The 19,561-nt window shown below is 68.5% G+C and carries 18 protein-coding genes and 1 pseudogene; 11 read left to right on the top strand and 8 right to left on the bottom strand.

Annotated features, from left to right (window positions below):
- Nucleotides 1–135: 135 nt before the first annotated feature.
- The 7 genes from C662_RS16860 (at nt 136) to C662_RS16890 (ending at nt 8,100) form a co-directional block, all read left to right on the top strand.
- Nucleotides 136–777 (top strand): MBL fold metallo-hydrolase, encoded by a 642-nt coding sequence (locus C662_RS16860; protein WP_002931778.1) that lies wholly within the window; start codon nt 136–138, stop codon nt 775–777.
- 149 nt (nt 778–926) lie between these two features.
- The gene (locus C662_RS16865) at nt 927–3,095 is read left to right on the top strand and encodes a hypothetical protein (protein ID WP_002931780.1); all 2,169 of its coding nucleotides are present in this window, start codon (nt 927–929) and stop codon (nt 3,093–3,095) included.
- A 222-nt stretch (nt 3,096–3,317) separates the two neighbouring features.
- A complete protein-coding gene (locus C662_RS16870) occupies nt 3,318–4,193 on the top strand; it encodes a branched-chain amino acid ABC transporter permease (protein ID WP_002931783.1) in 876 nt (291 codons plus the stop codon).
- The gene (locus tag C662_RS16875; protein ID WP_002931785.1) at nt 4,190–5,137 is read left to right on the top strand and encodes a branched-chain amino acid ABC transporter permease; all 948 of its coding nucleotides are present in this window, start codon (nt 4,190–4,192) and stop codon (nt 5,135–5,137) included. The genes C662_RS16870 and C662_RS16875 overlap by 4 nt, the downstream gene beginning before the upstream one ends.
- Before the next feature lie 131 nt (nt 5,138–5,268).
- Nucleotides 5,269–6,432 (top strand): ABC transporter substrate-binding protein, encoded by a 1,164-nt coding sequence (locus C662_RS16880; protein WP_002931790.1) that lies wholly within the window; start codon nt 5,269–5,271, stop codon nt 6,430–6,432.
- Nucleotides 6,433–6,805: 373 nt separating this feature from the next.
- Complete coding sequence (locus tag C662_RS16885; protein WP_002931792.1) at nt 6,806–7,453, top strand: flavin prenyltransferase UbiX; 648 nt, start codon at nt 6,806–6,808, stop codon at nt 7,451–7,453.
- Nucleotides 7,454–7,500: 47 nt separating this feature from the next.
- Nucleotides 7,501–8,100, top strand: coding sequence for an LON peptidase substrate-binding domain-containing protein (locus C662_RS16890; protein WP_002931794.1), 600 nt, complete (start codon nt 7,501–7,503; stop codon nt 8,098–8,100).
- A gap of 33 nt (nt 8,101–8,133) precedes the next feature.
- Here C662_RS16890 and mutY read toward each other — a convergent pair whose 3' ends face one another.
- The gene (gene mutY, locus C662_RS16895; protein WP_002931795.1) at nt 8,134–9,201 is read right to left on the bottom strand and encodes an A/G-specific adenine glycosylase; all 1,068 of its coding nucleotides are present in this window, start codon (nt 9,199–9,201) and stop codon (nt 8,134–8,136) included.
- Nucleotides 9,202–9,332: 131 nt separating this feature from the next.
- Between mutY and C662_RS16900 the strand changes: the two genes are divergently transcribed.
- The gene (locus C662_RS16900; protein WP_002931796.1) at nt 9,333–9,830 is read left to right on the top strand and encodes a flavin reductase family protein; all 498 of its coding nucleotides are present in this window, start codon (nt 9,333–9,335) and stop codon (nt 9,828–9,830) included.
- Between the two features lie 16 nt (nt 9,831–9,846).
- On the opposite strand, the gene C662_RS16905 is transcribed toward C662_RS16900, so the two are convergent.
- The gene (locus C662_RS16905; RefSeq protein WP_002931799.1) at nt 9,847–11,028 is read right to left on the bottom strand and encodes a hypothetical protein; all 1,182 of its coding nucleotides are present in this window, start codon (nt 11,026–11,028) and stop codon (nt 9,847–9,849) included.
- A gap of 228 nt (nt 11,029–11,256) precedes the next feature.
- Here C662_RS16905 and C662_RS16910 point away from each other — a divergent pair.
- Both C662_RS16910 and C662_RS16915 read left to right on the top strand, forming a co-directional pair.
- Nucleotides 11,257–11,535 (top strand): annotated as a pseudogene (locus tag C662_RS16910) (HU family DNA-binding protein); the annotation flags it as partial.
- Nucleotides 11,536–12,027: 492 nt separating this feature from the next.
- Entirely contained in the window at nt 12,028–13,338 is a 1,311-nt protein-coding gene (locus tag C662_RS16915; RefSeq protein ID WP_002931806.1) for a DEAD/DEAH box helicase, read from the top strand.
- A 12-nt stretch (nt 13,339–13,350) separates the two neighbouring features.
- On the opposite strand, the gene C662_RS16920 is transcribed toward C662_RS16915, so the two are convergent.
- Nucleotides 13,351–13,953, bottom strand: coding sequence for a cysteine hydrolase family protein (locus C662_RS16920; protein ID WP_002931808.1), 603 nt, complete (start codon nt 13,951–13,953; stop codon nt 13,351–13,353).
- Nucleotides 13,954–14,068: 115 nt separating this feature from the next.
- On the opposite strand from C662_RS16920, the gene C662_RS16925 reads away from it, so the two are divergent.
- A complete protein-coding gene (locus C662_RS16925) occupies nt 14,069–14,956 on the top strand; it encodes a LysR family transcriptional regulator (RefSeq protein ID WP_002931810.1) in 888 nt (295 codons plus the stop codon).
- Between the two features lie 30 nt (nt 14,957–14,986).
- Here C662_RS16925 and hypE read toward each other — a convergent pair whose 3' ends face one another.
- From hypE to hypB, 5 genes are read right to left on the bottom strand one after another with little or no spacing between them, the layout of a single operon-like run.
- Nucleotides 14,987–16,048 (bottom strand): hydrogenase expression/formation protein HypE, encoded by a 1,062-nt coding sequence (hypE, locus tag C662_RS16930; RefSeq protein WP_002931811.1) that lies wholly within the window; start codon nt 16,046–16,048, stop codon nt 14,987–14,989.
- Nucleotides 16,045–17,202, bottom strand: coding sequence for a hydrogenase formation protein HypD (hypD, locus tag C662_RS16935; protein ID WP_002931812.1), 1,158 nt, complete (start codon nt 17,200–17,202; stop codon nt 16,045–16,047). Before hypD ends, hypE begins: the two co-directional genes overlap by 4 nt.
- An 11-nt stretch (nt 17,203–17,213) precedes the next feature.
- On the bottom strand, nt 17,214–17,498 hold the full coding sequence (locus C662_RS16940; protein WP_002931813.1) for a HypC/HybG/HupF family hydrogenase formation chaperone: 285 nt from the start codon (nt 17,496–17,498) through the stop codon (nt 17,214–17,216).
- Nucleotides 17,499–17,500: 2 nt separating this feature from the next.
- Complete coding sequence (locus tag C662_RS16945; protein ID WP_002931819.1) at nt 17,501–18,706, bottom strand: Kae1-like domain-containing protein; 1,206 nt, start codon at nt 18,704–18,706, stop codon at nt 17,501–17,503.
- Nucleotides 18,703–19,542 (bottom strand): hydrogenase nickel incorporation protein HypB, encoded by an 840-nt coding sequence (gene hypB, locus C662_RS16950; protein WP_002931822.1) that lies wholly within the window; start codon nt 19,540–19,542, stop codon nt 18,703–18,705. The genes C662_RS16945 and hypB overlap by 4 nt, the downstream gene beginning before the upstream one ends.
- Nucleotides 19,543–19,561: the final 19 nt, after the last annotated feature.

A 19,561-nucleotide genomic window follows, 5' to 3' on the forward strand; every position in this document is an offset into this window, starting at 1 on the left:
AGGCATGGCTAGCGGCTGGCGCCGCTCACACAGGGGGGCGGGAGGCGTGTGCGCGGTGCTGTAGGAGCGGCGCAAGCCGCGAGCCTTTCATCGGCTAAACTGGCGGACGAACACGCAAACAGGAGCCCACCGCCCATGATCCAGGCCACCATCGTCCCCGTCACCCCCTTCCAGCAGAACTGCAGCATCCTGTGGTGCGAGAAGACGAAAAAGGCCGCGGTCGTCGATCCGGGGGGCGACATCGACCGCATCCTGGCGGCTGTCGCCAAGCTCGGCGTGAGCGTCGAGAAGATCCTCATCACCCATGGTCATATCGACCATGCTGGCGGCACCGCGCAGCTGGCGCGCAAGCTTGGTGTGCCGGTCGAAGGCCCGCAGGCCGAGGACCGCTTCTGGATCGAGGGCATGCCGCAGCAGAGCAAGATGTTCGGCTTCCCCGATGTCGAGACCTTCGAGCCCGAGCGCTGGCTCGAGGACGGCGACACGGTGACGGTCGGCGAGGAGTCCTTCAAGGTCATCCATGCCCCGGGGCACACGCCGGGCCATGTCGTGTTCGTGCATGAGGGCGCGCGCCTGGCGATCGTCGGCGATGTCTTGTTCGCAGGCTCGATCGGGCGCACCGACTTCCCGCGTGGCGACCACCAGACGCTGATTCGTTCGATCCGCGACAAGCTCTTCCCGCTCGGCGACGACATCACCTTCATCCCCGGCCATGGCCCTACCTCGACCTTTGGCGAGGAGCGCGACAGCAACCCCTTCGTCGGCGCCTACGGCTGAGCGGCTGCCCGCTGCGGGCGGGCTGATGCCGCCGGTGTTGCGGATCGCTCCCGCGCGCGATTGTTCTCGCCTGCATTCCGGCGCAATATCCCGCGTGAAGTCCAGTCCTGCGCGAGGGCTGGAAACAAGAACATTTCAGGGAGCATTCGATGAGCACTCAAGGCGACAACAAGAAGCCCTACCAGTGGCGTTTCTTCCGGTCCGGCGGCTTCGACCAGGTCCGCATCGAGACCGCGGACGACCTGCGCCACCTCGGCGAGCTCGATCAGAAGCTGTGGTCGGTGCTCGCGTGCCCGACCTCAGGGCTGGAGTTCGACACCCGCACGCTGCAATTGCTCGATGCCGATGGCGACGGGCGCATCCGCGCGCCCGAGATCGTTGCCGCGGTGCGCTGGGTATGTGCGGTGCTCAAGGAACCCGAGGTTCTCTTTCGCGCTCCCGCTGCCCTGCCGCTGGCGGCGATCGATGGCGAGCACCCCGAGGGTGCTCGCCTGCTCGCCACCGCACGCAAGGTGCTCGCCTATGTCGATAAATCCGATGCCGAGTCGATCTCGGTGGAGGACCTCGCCGACACCACCCGGCTGTTCGCGCCCGACCATTTCAATGGTGACGGCGTGGTGCCGGCCGGACTCACCACCGATGCCGGGGTCGTGAAAGCAATCGGCCACATCATCGACTGCTTCGGCGCAATCGATGACCGCAGCGGCACCCCTGGCGTTGACGCCGGCAAGGTCGAGACCTTCTTTGCCGCTGCGCAGGCGGTGTCCGACTGGCAGGCGCTGGCCGAGGCCGACCCGGCGCAGATCCTGCCGCTGGGCGCGGGGACGGCCGCTGCTGCTGCCGTGTTCGATGCGGTCGCCGACAAGGTGGGGGACTTCTTCACGCGCTGCCGCCTGGCCGCTTTCGACGCGCGTGCGGCGGACGCGCTGAACCCCGCGGACAGCGTATACCAGGGCCTTGCCGAGCAGGTGCTGGCTGCAGGCAGCGACGGTGTGGCGGCCCTGCCGCTTGCCCGTGTCGAGCCTGGACGTGCGCTGCCGCTCGCCGCGGGCTTGAATCCGGCCTGGGAGGCGCGTATCGCGGCGCTGCGTGAGCAGGTGGTCGCGCCGATTCTGGGTGATCGCGATGCGCTGTCGCAGGCCGAATGGCAGGACCTCGCCGCCCGCTTCGCGGCCTGGCGCGATTGGCAGGCGGCGCAGCCGGCGAGTCCGGTGGTGGCGATCCCGGTTGACGAACTGCGTGCGCTGCTCGGCGGTAGCGTACAGGCCGATCTGCTCGCCCTGATCGAGCAGGACCTGAGGGCCGAGACCGCTGCTGCTCAGGTCGATGCGCTCGAGCGCCTTGTCCGCTACCAGCGCGACCTGGTCACGCTGCTGCGCAACTTCGTCACCCTCAGCGACTTCTATGGCGCGCAAGCCAAGGCCATTTTCCAGGCCGGCACGCTTTACCTCGACCAGCGCAGCTGCGACCTGTGCCTGCGCGTGGCCGACATGGGGCGGCACAGTGCGCTGGCGCCGCTTTCGGGCACCTACCTGGTGTATTGCAACTGCGCCCGCCAGGGCGAGGCGCCGATGACCATCGTGGCGGCGATGACCGGCGGCGATGCCGACGAGATGATGGTGCCTGGCCGCAACGGCGTGTTCTACGACCGCCAGGGGCGCGACTGGAACGCCAGTGTGGTCCAGGTGGTCGAGGCGCCGATCAGCGTGCGCCAGGCCTTCTGGTCGCCTTACAAGCGTGTTGCACGCATGATCGGCGAACAGATCCAGAAGTTCGCCGCCTCGCGCGACAAGGCGGTCGAGGAGCGCGCTGCAGCCGGCGTCGCCGATGCCGGCGCGAAGGTCGAGGCGCCAGCGGCCGCTCCGGCTGCACCGGCCCAGGCCTTCGACATCGCCAAGTTCGCCGGTATCTTCGCCGCCATCGGCCTCGCCCTCGGTGCGCTGGGGACCGCGCTGGCCGCCGTGGTGTCGGGCTTTCTGTCGCTGCCGGCGTGGCAGATGCCTCTGGTCGTGGTCGGCATCGTATTGCTGATCTCCGGGCCGTCGATGCTGATGGCCTGGCTGAAGCTGCGCCAGCGCAACCTCGGACCGCTGCTCGACGCCAACGGTTGGGCGGTCAACACGCGTGCGCGCATCAACATCCCCTTCGGTGCCGCGCTGACCGGGGTCGCTGCGCTGCCGCCTGGGGCCGCGCGCTCGCTGTCCGACCCCTACGCCGAGAAACAGCGCCCCTGGGGAACCTGGATGTTCCTGTTGCTGGTCATCGCGGTCGCCATCTTGCTGTGGCGCCAAGGTGTGTACGACCAGTTCCTGGGCTGAGCCAGCTGGCCGAGCCCTAGGCTCACCCCGCAGGAGCGGCGCCAGCCGCAAGGGTTTGAAGGCGACGGGGCGTGTCGCAAGCCCCGAAAAGCTCGCGGCTGGCGCCGCTCCTACAGCAAAGCCACCCGCCGCGAGCCTTTCGGGGTCCGACCGCCTGCCCCTGCGGTGCTTGTGTGCGACGGGGCGTCGCGAGTCGTTGATCGGCTATGCTTCGCCCCCATCATGCTCGCCTTCATCCAGGTCCTCACCAGCGGCATCGCGATCGGCTGTGTATACGGCCTGGTCGCGTTGTCCTTCGTCCTGATCTACAAGGCCACCGAAACGGTGAGCTTCATGCAGGGCGATCTGCTCATGGTCGGGGCCTTTGCCGCACTTGGCCTGCATCTGGGGGCCGGATGGCCGCTGTGGCTGGCCGCGGCGCTGGCGGTGGCGTTCGTCGGTGTGCTCGGTGCCGGGCTCGAGCGTACCGTGTTGCGTCGTGCGATTGGTCAGCCGCACCTGGTGGCGGTGCTGCTGACTTTTGGCCTGGGTATGATGATGCGCGGCAGCGTGGCCTCGCTGCCGGCGGCGGCGCAGGAGGTACACCGCCTGCCTTTCGCCGCCGATACCTACGCCATCGGCCCCCTGGTGCTGGCTGCAAGCCATGTGTGGGTGGTGGTGGCCACCGTGGTGCTTGCGGCGGCGCTCGCGGCCTTCTTCCGCTATACCCGTGCCGGCCTTGCGCTGCGCGCCTGCTCCGAGGATGCGCGTGTCGCCGCTCTCATGGGGGTGCCGGTCGCACGCATGCACACGCTGGCGTGGTCGCTGGGTGCCGCGCTGGCAGCGGTGGCCGGGCTGCTGCTTGCGCCGGTCACCTTCATCCACCTCAATATGGGCCTGATCGCCTTGAAGGCGTTCCCCGCGGCGGTGCTGGGCGGGCTCACCAGCCTGCCCGGGGCCTTGCTCGCGGGCATCTTCCTTGGCGTCGCCGAGGCCGTGGCCGGCCTTCTGCTGCCCGAAGGGGCGAAGGATGTTGTCCCCTACGCGTTGCTGATGAGCGCGCTGCTGCTGTTTCCCAACGGCCTGGGGGCAGGGCTGCGCCGCGGGGGCGGCCGGTGAGCGGCCTGCGCACGGCCTGGCGCCATCTGTGGCCGTGGGCGCTGATCCTCGCCCTGGCAGTGCCTGCCATGGGGGCGGACTACGCCCTGGGCAAGGCGACCCTCGTCATCACCTATGCGATCGCCGGGCTGGGCGTGGTCATCGTCGTTGGTCAGGCGGGGCAGATCGCACTCGGGCAGGCGGCCTTGGTTGCGCTTGGCGCCTATGTTCAGGCAGTGCTGGTCGGGCATGGCCTGGCGCCGCTGCTGGCGATGCCTCTTGCCATTGCCGCCGGTGCGCTCGGTGGTGCGCTCGCCAGCTTGCCCGCGCGCCGGCTCGGCGGACTGTACTTCGGCATGAGCACGCTGGCCTTCGCCCTCATCGTGGAGGAGGTGCTGGCGCGCTGGGACTCGGTGACACAGGGTGCGGCCGGCATGGCGGTTGCGGGCTTCTCGGTGTTCGGCTGGCGCGCAGACGCCACCCTGGCGCAGGCGCTGGTGAGCCTGGGGGCGCTGGCCGCAGCGCTGCTGCTGTGCGCGCGCCTGGTGGATTCGCGCCATGGCCGTGCCTGGCGCGCGGTACGCGACGACGAGGTGGCCGCTGCAGCCTGCGGCGTGTCGCCGGCCGCGGCCAAGATGCAGGCCTTCGTCGTTGGCGGGGCACTGTCGGGCCTGGCGGGCGCCCTCTATGCGCACTGGATCGGTTTCATCAGCCCGGAGCAGTTCGGCCTGGTGTTCTCCTTCGAACTCCTGATGCTGGCCTTCATCGGCGGCGCCCGCCGTCTTGGCGGGGCACTCTGGGGGGCCTTGGTCATCGTCGCCATCCCGCAGCTGATCGCCGTGCTGCGCGACCACCTGCCCGGCGACTGGGCGCGGGCCGCCGGCCTGGAGCTGGTGCTGTTCGGGGCGGTGATCGTGGCCGTGGTCCTGCTGCGTCCGTCCGGCATTGCGGGCGCCAGGCCGTAAACTCGAGTAGATGCCGCAATTGACGCCCGTTCTGCATCGCCAGAGAATCGGCGCAGTCGAACATGGCTTGTTCGCCGCCCGGCAGTGTTGGCGTGGCGGCACGGCCTGGCCACCCACCGGAGACCCGCATCTTGAAGACCCTGCGTTCCTTCGCGCTCGCCGCACTGTCCTGCCTTGCCCTCAGCGCGCCGGTATCGGCAGCGCCCGGTGTGAATGCCAAGGAGATCGTCGTCGGCACTGTTTCGGACCTCTCTGGTCCGATCGCGATGCTCGGCGTGCCCGTGCGCGACGGCATGCTGATGCGCTTCGACGAGGTCAATGCCGGCGGTGGCGTCCATGGCCGCCGGATCCGCCTGGTCGTGGAGGATGCGGGCTACGATCCCAAACGCGCCGTGCTTGCCGCGCGCAAGCTGGTGCAGCGCGACCAGGCCTTTGCCTTCATCGCCAACATGGGCACGCCGGTAGTGATGGCGACCATGCCGATCATCGTCGATGCCGGCCGCCTGCACCTGTTCCCGTTCTCGCCCCACCGCGCGACCTACGAGCCGCTGCACCCGCTCAAGTTCCAGAACTTCGCGCCCTACTTCGACTACATGGAGGCGGCCACCCGCCACATGGTCGAGCAGCGCGGCTATGCGCGCACCTGCCTTCTCTATCAGGACGACGACTACGGCCTGGAAGTGATGAAGGGGGTCGAGGCCGCGCTCGCCCGGCTCGACCGCGAACTGGTCGAGCGCACCAGCTACAAGCGCGGCGCCACCGATCTGTCGAGCCAGATTGCACGCTTGCGTGCCGCACGCTGTGATCTCGTCGTTCTCGCCACCGTGGTGCGCGAGACGGTGGCGGCAATGGCCGAAGCGCGCAAGATCGGTTGGGAGGTGGACATGCTGGTGACGGCCTCGGGCTACTCGGCGCAGACTCACGAACTGGGCGGTGCGGCGGTCGAGGGCCTGTATGGCGTGTCGGTGCTGCCCCATCCCTATGTCGAAGGCGCCAACAGCCAGCTCGCCGCCTGGGTCGAGCGCTACCGCGCGCGCTTCAAGGCCGAACCCAATGTTTGGAGCGTGATGGGCTACACCCTGGCCGACCTCTTCGTGCGCACCGCCGAGGCCACCGGCCCCGAGCTGACGCAGGAGGCCTTTGCGCGCACCCTCGAGCGCATGCAGTTTTCCCGCGACTATTTCGGCAGCCCGAGTTACCGCTTCACGCCCGAGGACCATCTCGGCAATCGTCACGGCCGCCTGGCGCAGATCCGCGACGGGCGCTGGGTGCTGATCAGCGATTACCTGGAGTAAGTGGTGCCCGCGGTGAGGGTTGAAGGCGACATGGCCTGGTCGATATCCAGGAAGCTCGCGGCTTGCGCCGCTCCTACGGTAGCCTGTCGGGGCCGATCGCCCCGGTAGGAGCGGCGTTAGCCGCGAGGGGTTGAAGGCGACATGGCCTGGTCGATATCCAGGAAGCTCGCGGCTTGCGCCGCTCCTACGGCAGCCTGTCGGGGCCGATTATCCCGGTAGGAGCGGCGTCAGCCGCGAGGGGTTGAAGGTGACGTGGCCTGGTCGATATCCAGGAAGCTCGCGGCTTGCGCCGCTCCTACGGAAGTTCGCACGCGCCACGCTGACGTGCGAATGGGGTACGCTTGGGGGCGTCCGCTCACTCCCGCCAGTATCGATGAATACGCCCCGCACGATCACCGTCGCCTTTACCGGCGCTTCCGGCATGCCCTATGGCCTGCGCCTGGTCGAGTGCCTGCTGCAGGCCGGCTGCCGTGTGTGGTTGCTGTATTCGCAGGTGGCGCAGATCGTCGCCCGCCAGGAGATGGGTTGGAGCCTGCCGGCGCGCGCGGCCGAGGTCGAGGCCGAATTGTGCGCCCGGTTTGGTGCCGAGTCCGGCGCCTTGCGGGTGTTCGGCCGCGAAGAATGGTTCGCGCCGCCAGCGTCCGGGTCCAATCCGCCCGATGCCATGGTCGTGTGCCCGTGCACGATGGCCACGCTGGCCGCGGTCGCGGGGGGGCTCAGCCAGAACCTGATCGAGCGTGCTGCCGACGTCGTCATCAAGGAAGGCCGCAAGCTGGTGCTGGTGCCGCGTGAAACGCCGTACTCGGCGATTCATCTCGAAAACATGCTCAAGCTCGCCCGCATCGGCGTCTGCATCCTGCCCCCCAACCCCGGCTTCTACCATCATCCGCAGACTGTTCAGGACCTGGTTGATTTCGTCGTTGCGCGCATCCTCGATCAGCTCGGCGTGCCGCATGCATTGATGGCGCGCTGGGGAGAGGATCGCCTGCAGCACCATGATGGCGGGGCTGACCAGGGCTGAATCACGACCCGGGTTGCCATCAAGGCCGGCCCGTAAGGAGGCGCAACATGAACGAGCCCGTCCGGCTGCCGTTGTTCCCGCTCAAGACCGTACTCTTGCCCGGCGGCGTGCTGCCCTTGCGCGTGTTCGAGCCGCGTTACATGGACATGGTCACGCGCTGCATGCGTGAAAGCACCAGCTTTGGCGTCTGCCTCATCGCAGTCGGTGAGGAGGTGGGCGAGGCGGCGGTGCCGCATCCGGTGGGAACGGAGGCGCGCATCGAGCAGTGGGATATGGCGCAGGCCGGGGTGCTCAACCTGCTTGCGCGCGGTGGTGCGCGCTTTCGCATCGAGGATCACGAGGTGGAGCGCGACGGCCTGCTTGTGGCCAGTGTGCGCTGGCTCGAGGAGCCTCCCGCGCAGCCGGTGCCCGATGCCCAGGCCGACATGCTGCCCTTGCTGCGTACGGTCGTCGCCGAACTGGGCGAGCGCCTGCCGCCGCCTCACCATTTCGAAGATGCAGGCTGGGTGGGCGCGCGCTACACCGAGTTGCTGCCCATCCCGCTGCTGGCCAAGCAGAAGCTGCTCGAACTCGACGACCCGCTCAGTCGCCTGGAAATCCTGCAGCAGTTCCTGCGTGAGCACGGATTGCTGCCAAACCTTGCCTGAACGGGAGCGGGTGCCGCTGATGCGGCGCTGCGATCAGTTCGCGAACAGATCCGGCGCCGTCAGTGCGTCGAGGATGCGCCTTACCGGCGTCGGCAATGCTGCAGCATCGAGCTCGCCAAGCGCCTGCCAGCTCATCGTGCCGGCCTCGCCGGCCATGGTGGGGGGCGCTGCGGGCTCGGCGTGCAGCACCACGGGCTGGAGCTCGAGTACGAAATGGGTGAAGGCGTGGCTGAGCGGCGCCAGCCCGTCACCCGGGGTGCAGCGCAGGCCAAAGCGCTCGTACGCCCAGGCGAGGACGTCCGTGCTGTGCTCGGGAATTTCCGGCAAGGCCAGCAACCCACCCCAGATCCCCGCCGGTGGACGGCGTTCGAGCAGGACACAAGCGTCGCGCACCACGACCGCGTAGCGTGCGCTGCGCCGTGGTACGGTCTTGCGCGGGCGTGGAGTCGGTAGTTCGGCGATGCGACCATCGCGATAAGCGACGCAGTCGTCCTGGAACGGGCAGCGCACACAGGCCGGTCGTGCGCGCGTGCACAGGGTCGCGCCCAGGTCCATCTGGGCCTGGATGTAGCGGCCGATGTCGCGCTCGGGCAGCAGTGATTCCGCGAGCGTCCACAGCCGGTTTTCGACCGCCTTCTCCCCGGGGAAACCGTCCACGCCGAAAATGCGGCTCAGCACGCGCTTGACGTTGCCGTCGAGGATCGCACCGCGTTCGCCGAAGGCGAAAGCCGCGATCGCCGCAGCAGTGGAGCGGCCGACACCGGGCAGGGTGGAGATCTCGGCTGCGGTGGTGGGAAAGCGCCCGCCATGATCGCTCATGATGCGCTGCGCTGCACGATGCAGGTTGCGCGCCCGTGCGTAGTAGCCGAGCCCGCTCCACAGCGTCATCACGTCCTCGACCGGGGCGGCGGCCAGCGCCGTGACGTCGGGGAAGCGGGCCAGGAAGCGCTGGTAGTAGGGGATCACCGTTTCAACCTGGGTCTGTTGCAGCATGATCTCGGACAACCAGATCCGGTAGGGGTCGGTGCCGCCCTGCCAGGGCAGGTCATGGCGGCCGTGCTCGCGCTGCCAGGCAGTGAGGCGGGTGGCAAATTCACTCATGTAGCGGTTTTTCCGTGTGTTTTTCTCGCATCGGGGCAGTTGCGGTGTCGACGTTGTCGGCCGGCGCAGCGATAATCCGCGCTTCTTTCGCAATGCAGCAGAGCGCGGGTCGACCGTGCCAACCTTCTCCCATGACCCAACAGCAATTTTCCGGCGTCGACTTCCCGCGCCGCTTCCGCAACGCGCTCGGCATGTTCGCCACCGGCATTACCGTGGTGACGACGCGTACCCCGGCGGGTGAGCCGATCGGACTGACCGTCAATTCCTTCAATTCGGTGTCGCTCGACCCGCCGCTGATCGTGTGGAGCCTGTCGAACGACCTGCCAAGCCGTGGGCTTTTCGAGGCTTGCGAATACTACGCGATCAACGTTCTTGCCGAGGACCAGGTCGAACTCTCGCAGCGTTTCGCCAGCCGCCTTGACGACAAGTTCGCCGGCCTCGACTTCGAGACCGGCGTTGGCGGCGTCCCCTTGCTCAAGGGGTGCTGCGCGCGCTTCGAATGCCGCAACACTCAGCGTTACGAGGGCGGCGACCATCTCGTCTTCATCAGCGAGGTGCTCAGCTTCGACCGCGAGGAGCGCAAGCCGCTGGTGTACTTCGGCGGTGCCTACCGTCGCCTCGCGGACTGAAGCGCGCGGACGCGCTTCAGCGCGCCGGACTGCCCTTGCGTGGGCGGCGCTCGTCAACGAGTTCGACGCGATGAGGTAGCGAGGGGTCGAAGGCCAGCGCGAGCAGGGACAGGCGCAGCAGGGCTGCGTCGTGATCCTCGTTGCCGGCGCTCGGGCAGGTCGCCTCGCGGCAGAATGCGCCATCCGGGTGGAAGTTCCACGCGCCGGCAGGAACGATCGCGCAATCGGCAATCCGATCTTCCTCGAGTCTTACCCAGCACAGCAGCACGCCACGCGCGGTGTCCACCCGCGCCATGCCGACACCCGGGGCGACCTGAGTGGCATCCGCCAGCGGTGCGACCTCTTCATCGAGTGGGTAGCGCATGCGGCTCGCGCAGTCGCCGACGTCGATCGCCTTGGCGAACAGGCGGGCCGATACGCGATGGCCGCGTTCCAGCAAGACGCGCACCAGCGCGGATGCGGCGTGGCGCGCGAGCGGGCTGGTCTCCGCAGGCTCGCCGGCGTACTCCGGCTGGCGCACGAAGCTGGCATCGGGCCACGCGCCGACCGTCCCCACCCATGCCGCCGCGCTCAGCGTACCCAGCATGGACACGGGCTTGGGAACTGGTGCGCCCGATGGGCCGAGGGCAATCAGTTCGCTGAGCACCGCGCCCAGGCTGCCGCCGGCCTGCAGGCGCTCGAGGAATTCGCCGATGCCATGCGGCATGCGGATCTGGTTGAAGAAGCCGGCCAGCATTTCGCGTGCGACAAGGTCGAGCAGTTCGCCGCCCAGCGCGAACGCCGCCGGGCCGTCGGTATGCGGGTCGAGCGTCAGGCGGCGGTGGAACTCCGCGAAGCGGCTGTGGCGCGGCTCGAAATCGAGCAAGGGGGGCCATTCGATCAGCAGCCGGCGCAGGTGGGCGTCGGCCGCCTCCGCGGCCAGCGTGCGCTCGATGGCGAGGCGGCTGTCCACGTCGGGCTCGGGCCTGCCTTGGGCGGCCGCACAGGCCATGCTGAGGGCGCAGGCATGGGCTCGGGGGCTGTGGCTGGCTTCGTCGAGCAGGCGCTGTGCGGCGTGCTCGGGCGTAAGCCCCAGGACAGTGGCCCCCATCCAGGCGCACGGGGGCAGCGACACCGCAACCCGGGTAATCTGCCCCTTCGCATTGCGCGACGCGCGGATGTGGATGACGTCGCTGTCGCCAGCGTCCTGCTGTTCCATGCTTGGTGTCTTTCTGTTGTGACTTCAGTTGCAAGCATAGCGCGACTGGCCCCGGGACGGCAGCTGTATTGTGCACTGCGGCATGCGTGATCGGCTCAGGCGCGGATACGCGGCCGCAGGAACCTGCATCCATCCTGCACGCTCCGGATGCGCCAGAATCCGCGGCGGTGCTAGAATCCGCGGCGTAGATCGCGATATCCCACATCACACTCACACCAATCGAGGAAAAGCATGAACAAAGGTGAATTCGTCGAGGCTCTGGCCGACCGTCTGGATGTTTCCCGCGCGCAAGCCGACCGTGCACTGTCCGCCGTGCTCGACATCATCGCCGAGCAGCTGGGCAAGGGCGAGAAGGTTGCCTTCACCGGTTTCGGTTCCTTCGAGGTTTCCGAGCGTGCCGCCCGTACCGGCCGCAACCCGCAGACCGGCGCCACCATCGAGATCGCCGCGTCGAGCGTGCCCAAGTTCACTGCCGGCGCCACCCTCAAGGCCGCGGTCAACAAGTAAGCAGCAGCCGTATTTCCGGGGCGCAAGCCCCCGCAGGCTGGGCAGGCGCGACAGTGCCTCCCCAGCCTTTTTCTTTTGTTTCAAAGATTTCTAGAGACAGTCGAGCGATTGGCGGTTATACTCCGCGTCGTTGTGCAATGCAGCAGCAGGGCCACCGGCGCAATCCGCGACGGACAGGGGATCAGGTAATCTCCACTCCATGGCCCGAGGGACTGTAACCACAGCCCCATCGCCCCCGACCTCCCGCCGATTTCATTCGTTCTTCCGATCGTCTGGCTCGTGACAACCGGTTGGTGCCGATGCGCGGTCTTTCCGACATTGTCGGTTTGACCGGCCACGCCCATCGCGTTCGCCATACCAGCGACTCCGCATCCTGCCTCGGCATAGCCCGGCAGGCTGTGGCGCGATGTCCTCGCGGCCCACTCAATGGGCCCGGACCCGCCGTCCCTCTTGCCTTCAAGAGGCCGGCACGCAATGAACAGGAAGTATCAGATGACGTTCCAGACCCTCGGCCTTGCCGCAGAACTCCTCAAGGCCGTCGAGCAGACCGGCTACACCACCCCTACGCCGGTGCAGATGCAGGCCATTCCCGCAGCCATCGCGGGCCACGATCTGCTGGTGTCCAGCCACACCGGTAGCGGCAAGACCGCGGCCTTCACGTTGCCCGCGCTGCACAAGATCATCGATCGCCGCCCGGCTCCGGGCAGCGGTCCGCGCGTGCTCGTGCTCACCCCCACCCGCGAGCTTGCGCTGCAGGTGGAGAAGGCCGTGCAGACCTACGGCAAGGCGCTGCGCTGGCTCAACACCGCCTGCCTGGTCGGCGGCGCGCCGATGTTCGCCCAGCTCAAGCAACTGCAGCGTCAGTGCGACGTGGTCGTCGCCACCCCCGGCCGTCTGCTCGACCACCTCAACCGGCGCAAGGTCAAGCTGTCGGACGTCGAGGTGCTGATTCTCGATGAGGCCGACCGCATGCTGGACATGGGCTTCGCCGAGGACATCGACGCCATCGTCGCCGCGACGTCTTCCAAGCGCCAGACCCTGCTGTTCTCGGCTACGCTCGACGGCGTGGTCGGCAGCATGGCCGAACGCATGACGCGCAATCCGCAGCGCATCGAGATCGAGGTCGCACAGCAGGACCGTGGTCAGATCGAGCAGCGCCTGATGTTCGCCGATGACCTTGGTCACAAGAACCGCCTGCTCGAGGCACTGCTCGGTGCAGAGGGCCTCAACCAGGCCGTGGTCTTCACCGCGACCAAGAGGAGCGCCGACGAGCTGTCGCTGTCGTTGCAGGAAAAAGGCATTGCCGCTGCTGCGTTGCATGGCGACATGCACCAGACCCAGCGCAACCGCACCCTCGACCGCCTGCGCCAGGGCCGCATCGGCGTGCTGGTGGCGACCGACGTCGCCGCGCGCGGCATCGACGTTGCCGGCATCAGCCACGTCATCAACTTCGACCCGCCGCGCCAGGCTGAAGACTACGTGCACCGCATCGGCCGCACCGGCCGTGCGGGGCGCGATGGCGTGGCGATCACGCTCTCCGGGCCGCGCGAAACCGGCCTCATCCGTGCCATCGAGCGCTTCACGGGCGATCGCCTTGCGGTGCACACCATTCCCGGCATGGAGCCTTCGCCGCGCAAGCCTGCCGGCCCGCGTCCGGCTGGCAACGGTGGTCGCCGCTTCGGCAGCGGCGGTGGCTTCGGCCGTCCGGGTGGTGACGCACGCCGCAGCGGCGGCGGCTTTAGCCGCGACGGCCACCCCTCGCGCAGCGAGCGCAGCCACGGCGACCGCCGCTCGCGCGGCTGAGCGTAAGGACGCTCAGTCGGGAATCGCCGAACTGTCCGCCACCACAACGGCGAACAGGTCGGCGAGCGCGGCGAGCGCAGCAGACTGCAGGCTTGCCGCCTCGACCACGCTGCCGTCGGCTGCGGGTAGCGCCCGGGTTGCAGTGGCTGCGGCGGGTACGGTCACTGCATAGCCGAGGTTGAAGGCACCGCGCGCGGTTGAGTTGATGCACATGTGCGTCATGAAGCCGGTGATCACCAGGTTGTTGACGCCAGCGGCTTTCAGGTGCGCATCGAGGTCGGTGCCGACGAAGGCGTTCGGGTAGTTTTTGACCACCACCGCCTCGCCGGCAGCCGGCGCGACCTTATCGGCGATTGCGCCGCACTCGGCGCTCGGGTCGTAGGGCGAGCCCGGACCGGCGTCGTGCTGGATGTGCACGACCGGGATCTTCAGCGCACGCGCACGCGCCAGCAGCCGCGCGCACTCGTCCAGCGCCGGCTCTACCCCCTGGAGTTGCATCACGCCGTTGCGGTAGGTGTTCTGGGCATCGACGATGACCAGTGCCGACTCCGACAGACGGGCCGGTGTTGCCGGCAGCCCCGAAAGCGCGCGCAGGGTGGTGGAAGCGATACTCATCGACAGTCTCCTTGTGTGGTCGAGGAACAATCCAATCAGGCTACCCGCGGCTTGACGTCTGCGTAAATGTACATTCCTGCCTTACACTGCGGCATTTTTGCAGGGGCTGTCGGGCATGAACTGGGACGATCTGCGCATTCTCGTCACCCTCGGCAGGGAGGGTACGCTGGCCGCCACGGCGCGCCAGCTCGGCGTGGATCAGACCACCGTTGCCCGCCGCCTGCGCGCGCTCGAGCAGAGCCTGGGGACGCCGCTGTTCGAGCGTGACGAAGGCCTGTGGCGGCCTACCGCAGTCGGTAACCGGGTGCTCGAGAGAGCGGGCCGGATCGAGGAGGATGTGGCGGGAATCGGCCGCCTGGCCGAGGCCGGTGCGGGCAAGGTCGGCGGCGTGCTTCGCGTCACCGCAGTGAGTGCGCTGATCGCCGACTGGCTGGTGCCGCGGCTGGCGGATTTCTATGCCCGCCACGGCGAGGTCCGGGTCGATCTGGTGGCCAGCAACGACAACCTCAACGTTGCGCGGCGCGAGGCCGACATTGCCATCCGCCTGGCTCGTCCGGCGAGCGGCGACTTTCTCATGCGCAAGCTGGCGGACATGGGCTTCGCGCTCTACGGCGCAGCGCGCGGCGATCTGGCAGTCAGTGCCGGCGATTGGGTGGCCTATGGCGAGGATCTCGATCACACGCCTGAGATGCGGCGCCTGCAGGCCATGCTCGGCAGCGGGCGCATCCGGCTGCGTACCAATGACGTGCGCGCCTTGCTGCAGGCCGTCGCTGACGGTATCGGCCATGGTCTGCTGCCGTGCTTCGTGGCCGACCGCCACCCCGGCCTGGTGCGCCTGTCCGGTTCGGCGCCGATCCTGAGCCGGGAACTGTGGATGCTGATTCATCCCGATGCGCGTCCGCTGGCGCGTGTCGCCGTGATGGCCGACTGGCTGGTGGAGCGCTTCGCCGCCGATGCGGATGGTCTGCAGGGACGGCTGGGCGCCGGTCGGCCCAATGCATGATGGCGCCGATCGCGGTGGCGGCCGACGGTATCAGCAGATCCGCGGCAGTGGTTCGCCCGCCAGCCAGTCCAGCATACGCCGTCCGCCCAGGCAGGTGCGCAGCTGCACGAAACCTTGCGGATCGATGCACACCTCGCCGATGCAGGCTGCCCCACCACCGAGGGGATGGGCGCGCATCGCCGCCAGCAGCGAGGCAGTGGCGTGGGGTGCGCAGATCAGCACCAGCTTGCCCTCGTTGGCAAGATTGAGCGGGTCGAGCCCGAGCAGCTCACAGGCGGACTGCACCGCCGACGACACGGGGATGCTCGCCTCGTCGACCAGCATGCCGACACCCGACTGCGCGGCAATCTCGTTGAGCGTGCTCGCCAGCCCGCCGCGGGTGGGGTCGCGCAGCACGTGGATGGCGCTTGCGTCGGTCGCAGCGTAAAGCGTTTCGACCAAGTCATGCAGTGCGGCGCTGTCCGAGCGGATTTCGGACTCGAAGGCCAGCGCTTCGCGCTGCGCCATGATTGCCATGCCGTGATCGCCAAGGGGGCCTGAGACCAGGATTGCATCGCCGGGCTGCGCCCGCGCGCCGCCCGGATCGCGCCCTGCGGGCAGTGCTCCGACCCCGGTGGTGGTGATGAAGATGCCGTCGCCCTTGCCGCGCTCGACCACCTTGGTATCGCCGGTTACCACCGCCACGCCTGCAGCTCGCGCCGCCGTCGCCATCGAGTCGACAATGCGTGCGAGCTCGGCGAGCGCGAAGCCCTCTTCTAGGATGAAGCTCGCCGCCAGGTAGAGCGGCCGCGCACCCATCACCGCGAGGTCGTTGATCGTGCCGTGTACCGACAGGCTACCGATGTCGCCGCCGGGGAAGAACAGCGGGCTGACCACATGGGCGTCGGTCGCCAGTACCAGGCGCTCGCCCGCGGTGAGGGCCGGCAGTACTGCAGCGTCGTCACCGCGTGCAAGGTAGTCGTTGGCGAAGGCGCGTGCGAACAGTTCGGCTATGAGCTGGGCCATGGCCTGGCCGCCCGCGCCGAAGGCGAGGTCGACGCGGCCGTGCTTGAGGTCGATGGGCCGGCGATAGGCCGGATCGGGTGTGCTCATGGCTGTGTTCCAGTCGTGGCGGCTCGCTCCCGGTCGCGGAAGCGGCCATAGCTGAAGTGCGCGGCGCAGGCGCCCTCGGCAGAGACCATGCAGGCGCCGAGCGGGGTTTGCGGCGTGCAGACGGTGGCGAACAGTGCGCAGTCGCTCGGGCGTTTAGCGCCACGCAGGATCGCTGCGCACTCACAGGCCCTGTGGTCGGGTACCGGGCGGTCCTCGAGGGCGAACTTGAGCTCCGCGTCCCAGCGCGCGAAGGCGGGGCGGATGCGCAGCGCCGAATGCGGCAGGCTGCCGAGTCCGCGCCAGGCGAAGGCTTCGCGTCTTTCGAACACACCCTCGACCAGCGCTTGCGCCTTGCGGTTGCCCGTAAGGCTGACCGCGCGGGTGAATTCGTTCTCGACCGCCACGCGCCCTTCATTGACCTGGCGTATCAGCATCAGGATGGCCTGCATGACGTCGAGTGGCTCGAAGCCGGCGATCACGACCGGCGTGTGATGGTGCTCTGCGACAAAGTCGTAGGGCGCACTGCCGATCACGGTGGATACATGCGCGGGACCGAGGATGCCGTCCAGGTGCGGGGCGTCGTCCCGGCCTGTCGCGGCCGCGCCCAGCAGGGCGTCTATTGCTGGCGGCGTCAGCACGTGGTTGCAGATCACGCTAAAGTTGTCGACCCCAAGGGCGCGGGCCTGTTCGATCACCACTGCGGTCGGGGGCGTGGTGGTTTCGAAGCCGATGGCGAAGAACACCACTTCGCGCCGCGGTTCGCGCTGCGCGAGGGCGAGTGCATCCGCGGCCGAGTACACCATGCGCACGTCCGCGCCCCGTGCCCGGGCCTTGTGCAGCGACAGTCCGGCCGAGGCCGGCACGCGCAGGCAGTCGCCGTAACTGCACAGGATCACGTCGGGGCGTGCCAGCGCCAGTCCGATCGCTATGTCGATACGGCCGATCGGCAGCACGCACACGGGACAGCCAGGGCCGTGGATCATGTGCACATTGGCCGGCAGCAGGTCGGTGATGCCATAGCGCGAGATTGCATGGGTGTGGCCGCCGCAGAATTCCATGAAAGCGTAGTTGCGCCGGGGGCGGGCGGCATGCGCGATCGCACGTGCCAGTCCGGCCGCCAGCTGCGGGTCGCGAAACTCGTCGACGTATCTCATGCCGGTAGTGCTCATGGCTGACCGCCCTGCGGCGTGTGGTGCGTGCTCCTTGCGGTCTCCGGTTCCTTGTCTGCCTCGGGTAGCTGTCCGGCAGCGGTGAGCAGCGCGAGTGTTTGCGCGGCTTCCTCCGGGTCGAGGCGGTTGAGCGCGTAGCCGACGTGCACGATCACGTAGTCGCCGACCGCCACGTCATCCACCAATGCCAGCGAGATTTCCTTGCGGATGCCGCCGAGTTCGACGCGGCAGTTGCCGCCGGCGACCAGTTCGACGACCCGCGCGGGGATGGCGAGGCACATGTTCAGGTTTCCTTGAGGGTGAGTCGATGCCGGGCCACCCAGGCTTGACCGAGCGCGATGCCGGCATCGCCGGGCGACAGTCGGCGCGCACCGAGCACTGTGAGTCCGCGTGTGCTCAGAGCGGTGTCGAGCATGGCCGACAGCACGCGATTGTGCATGCAACCGCCGCCCAGCACGACGGTGTCGCAGTGCTCCAGTGCGAGCGCGTGCTCGATCCAGTCGGTCAGCGCCGCGGCCAGGGTGACGTGGAAGCGAGCGGCGCCGCGCGCGGCATCGGCCTCGTCGGCCAGCAGCAGCAGCAGCGGGTGGAGGTCCAGCTCCAGGTCCGGTGAGATGCGCCAGCCGTCAGCCAGTGCGGGCAGCTCGCCGTACGCGCGGGCAAGGCTCTCGAGCGCGACTGCGGCCTCTGCATCGGTGTGCATGACCTCGCACACGCCCAGCAGCCCGGCGGCGGCGTCGAAATGGCGGCCAAGGCTAGTGGTGGGCGGACTCAGCGTCGGGCGTGACAGCACTTGGGCAAGCAACGCCGCTGCCGGCTGGTGCGAGAAGCGGTGGGCAATCTCGCTGCCACGGCCGCAGGCATAGAGCAGCGCCGAGGCCATGCGCCAGGGTTCGCGTGCGGCACGGTCGCCGCCGGGCAGGCGCAGTGGACGCAGGTGGCCGATGCGCTCGCAACGTGCTCCGCGCACACGCAGCAGTTCGCCGCCCCAGGCCTGGCCGTCGCTACCCAGGCCGACGCCGTCGACAGCCAGGCCCAGTACGGGGCGCGTGTCGAAGCGGCCATGCTCGGCGAGCACGGCGCCGATGTGGGCGTGGTGGTGCTGCACGGCGAGCGCCGGCACGCCCAGGCGGTTGGCGGTGGCGAGCGCGACGCGGGTGGAGTGGAAATCGGGGTGCAGATCGTGGGCGACGACGAGCGGCGGCACGGGCGTGGCGGCGAGCAGGGCGGCGACCGCGGGCTCGACGCGGCGGCAGGCGTCGGGCGTATCCAGATCGCCGAGGTTGGGGCTGAACAACGCGCGCTCGCGCTCGAGCAGGCAGGGCGTGTTGTTGAACCAGGCACCCAATGCCAGGATCGGGCCTGCGAGCGCGGCGCCGTCGCCCGTGCAGCGTAGTGACTGCAGGATAGCGTCGCCTGTGTCCGCGAGCGCGGTCCGGCCCTGCCGATGCGCCTCGTCTGGTTGCTGCGCGCGCTGGGGCGGCCTCATGCCGAGGCCCGCTCACGCTCGATCCACGCCAGCCAGGCGTCGATGCCGTCGCCTCGGGTGGCGGAAGTCAGGATCACCTCGAGCCGCGGATTGACACGATGGGCGTATTCGATCGCGCGCTCGACGTCGAAGCTCAGGTAGGGCAGCAGGTCGGCCTTGTTGAGCAGCATGAGGTCGGCCGCGGCGAACATGTCCGGGTACTTGAGCGGCTTGTCCTCGCCTTCGGTCACCGACAGGATCACCACTTTGTGCGCCTCGCCGAGGTCGAAGGCTGCCGGGCAAACGAGGTTGCCGACGTTCTCGATCAGCAGCAGCCCGCGCTCTGCGAGCGGCAGGCGGGGCAGGGCGCGTGCCACCATGTCGGCGTCGAGGTGGCAGCCCTTGCCGGTGTTGATCTGCAGTGCGGGTACGCCGGTGGCACGGATGCGCTCGGCGTCGAACTCGGTCTGCTGGTCGCCTTCGATCACCGCTGCGGGCAGGCGCCCGCCAAGCGTCTCGAGCGCACGCACCAGCAGGGAGGTCTTGCCCGAGCCCGGGCTGGACATCAGGTTGAGGGCAAGGATGCGGCGTTCGGCCAACCAGCTGCGGTTGGCCGCTGCAATGCGCTCGTTCTTGCCCAGGATGTCGCGCTCGACGCGCTGCAGCCTGGCGACCGAGGCGCGATCGGTGCTTTCGTGGTCGAGGCCCGCCGGCGAGGCGGCCGGCCGCCGAGTATCGATCGCTCGCCAGGCCTGCGTAGTCCCGGTGCCCGCCCGTTGCACGCGCTTGTTGCGGTCACCGCCGAATACCGACCCGATACGCGCCTCGCTGCCACCGCATCCGCAGACGCCACACATGATCTGCCCCCCGCTGTTC

It is taken from the genome of Thauera sp. 28 (genome assembly GCF_000310145.2).
Lineage (GTDB): Bacteria > Pseudomonadota > Gammaproteobacteria > Burkholderiales > Rhodocyclaceae > Thauera > Thauera mechernichensis.

What these genes read in the sequence shown, in the direction of transcription:
- C662_RS16860 (WP_002931778.1), top strand. Translation starts at nt 136, where the DNA reads ATGATCCAGGCCACCATCGTCCCCGTCACCCCCTTCCAGCAGAACTGC.
- C662_RS16865 (WP_002931780.1), top strand. Translation starts at nt 927, where the DNA reads ATGAGCACTCAAGGCGACAACAAGAAGCCCTACCAGTGGCGTTTCTTC.
- C662_RS16870 (WP_002931783.1), top strand. Translation starts at nt 3,318, where the DNA reads ATGCTCGCCTTCATCCAGGTCCTCACCAGCGGCATCGCGATCGGCTGT.
- C662_RS16885 (WP_002931792.1), top strand. Translation starts at nt 6,806, where the DNA reads ATGAATACGCCCCGCACGATCACCGTCGCCTTTACCGGCGCTTCCGGC.
- C662_RS16890 (WP_002931794.1), top strand. Translation starts at nt 7,501, where the DNA reads ATGAACGAGCCCGTCCGGCTGCCGTTGTTCCCGCTCAAGACCGTACTC.
- mutY (WP_002931795.1), bottom strand. Translation starts at nt 9,201, where the DNA reads ATGAGTGAATTTGCCACCCGCCTCACTGCCTGGCAGCGCGAGCACGGC.
- C662_RS16900 (WP_002931796.1), top strand. Translation starts at nt 9,333, where the DNA reads ATGACCCAACAGCAATTTTCCGGCGTCGACTTCCCGCGCCGCTTCCGC.
- C662_RS16905 (WP_002931799.1), bottom strand. Translation starts at nt 11,028, where the DNA reads ATGGAACAGCAGGACGCTGGCGACAGCGACGTCATCCACATCCGCGCG.
- C662_RS16915 (WP_002931806.1), top strand. Translation starts at nt 12,028, where the DNA reads ATGACGTTCCAGACCCTCGGCCTTGCCGCAGAACTCCTCAAGGCCGTC.
- C662_RS16920 (WP_002931808.1), bottom strand. Translation starts at nt 13,953, where the DNA reads ATGAGTATCGCTTCCACCACCCTGCGCGCGCTTTCGGGGCTGCCGGCA.
- C662_RS16925 (WP_002931810.1), top strand. Translation starts at nt 14,069, where the DNA reads ATGAACTGGGACGATCTGCGCATTCTCGTCACCCTCGGCAGGGAGGGT.
- hypE (WP_002931811.1), bottom strand. Translation starts at nt 16,048, where the DNA reads ATGAGCACACCCGATCCGGCCTATCGCCGGCCCATCGACCTCAAGCAC.
- hypD (WP_002931812.1), bottom strand. Translation starts at nt 17,202, where the DNA reads ATGAGATACGTCGACGAGTTTCGCGACCCGCAGCTGGCGGCCGGACTG.
- C662_RS16940 (WP_002931813.1), bottom strand. Translation starts at nt 17,498, where the DNA reads ATGTGCCTCGCCATCCCCGCGCGGGTCGTCGAACTGGTCGCCGGCGGC.
- C662_RS16945 (WP_002931819.1), bottom strand. Translation starts at nt 18,706, where the DNA reads ATGAGGCCGCCCCAGCGCGCGCAGCAACCAGACGAGGCGCATCGGCAG.
- hypB (WP_002931822.1), bottom strand. Translation starts at nt 19,542, where the DNA reads ATGTGTGGCGTCTGCGGATGCGGTGGCAGCGAGGCGCGTATCGGGTCG.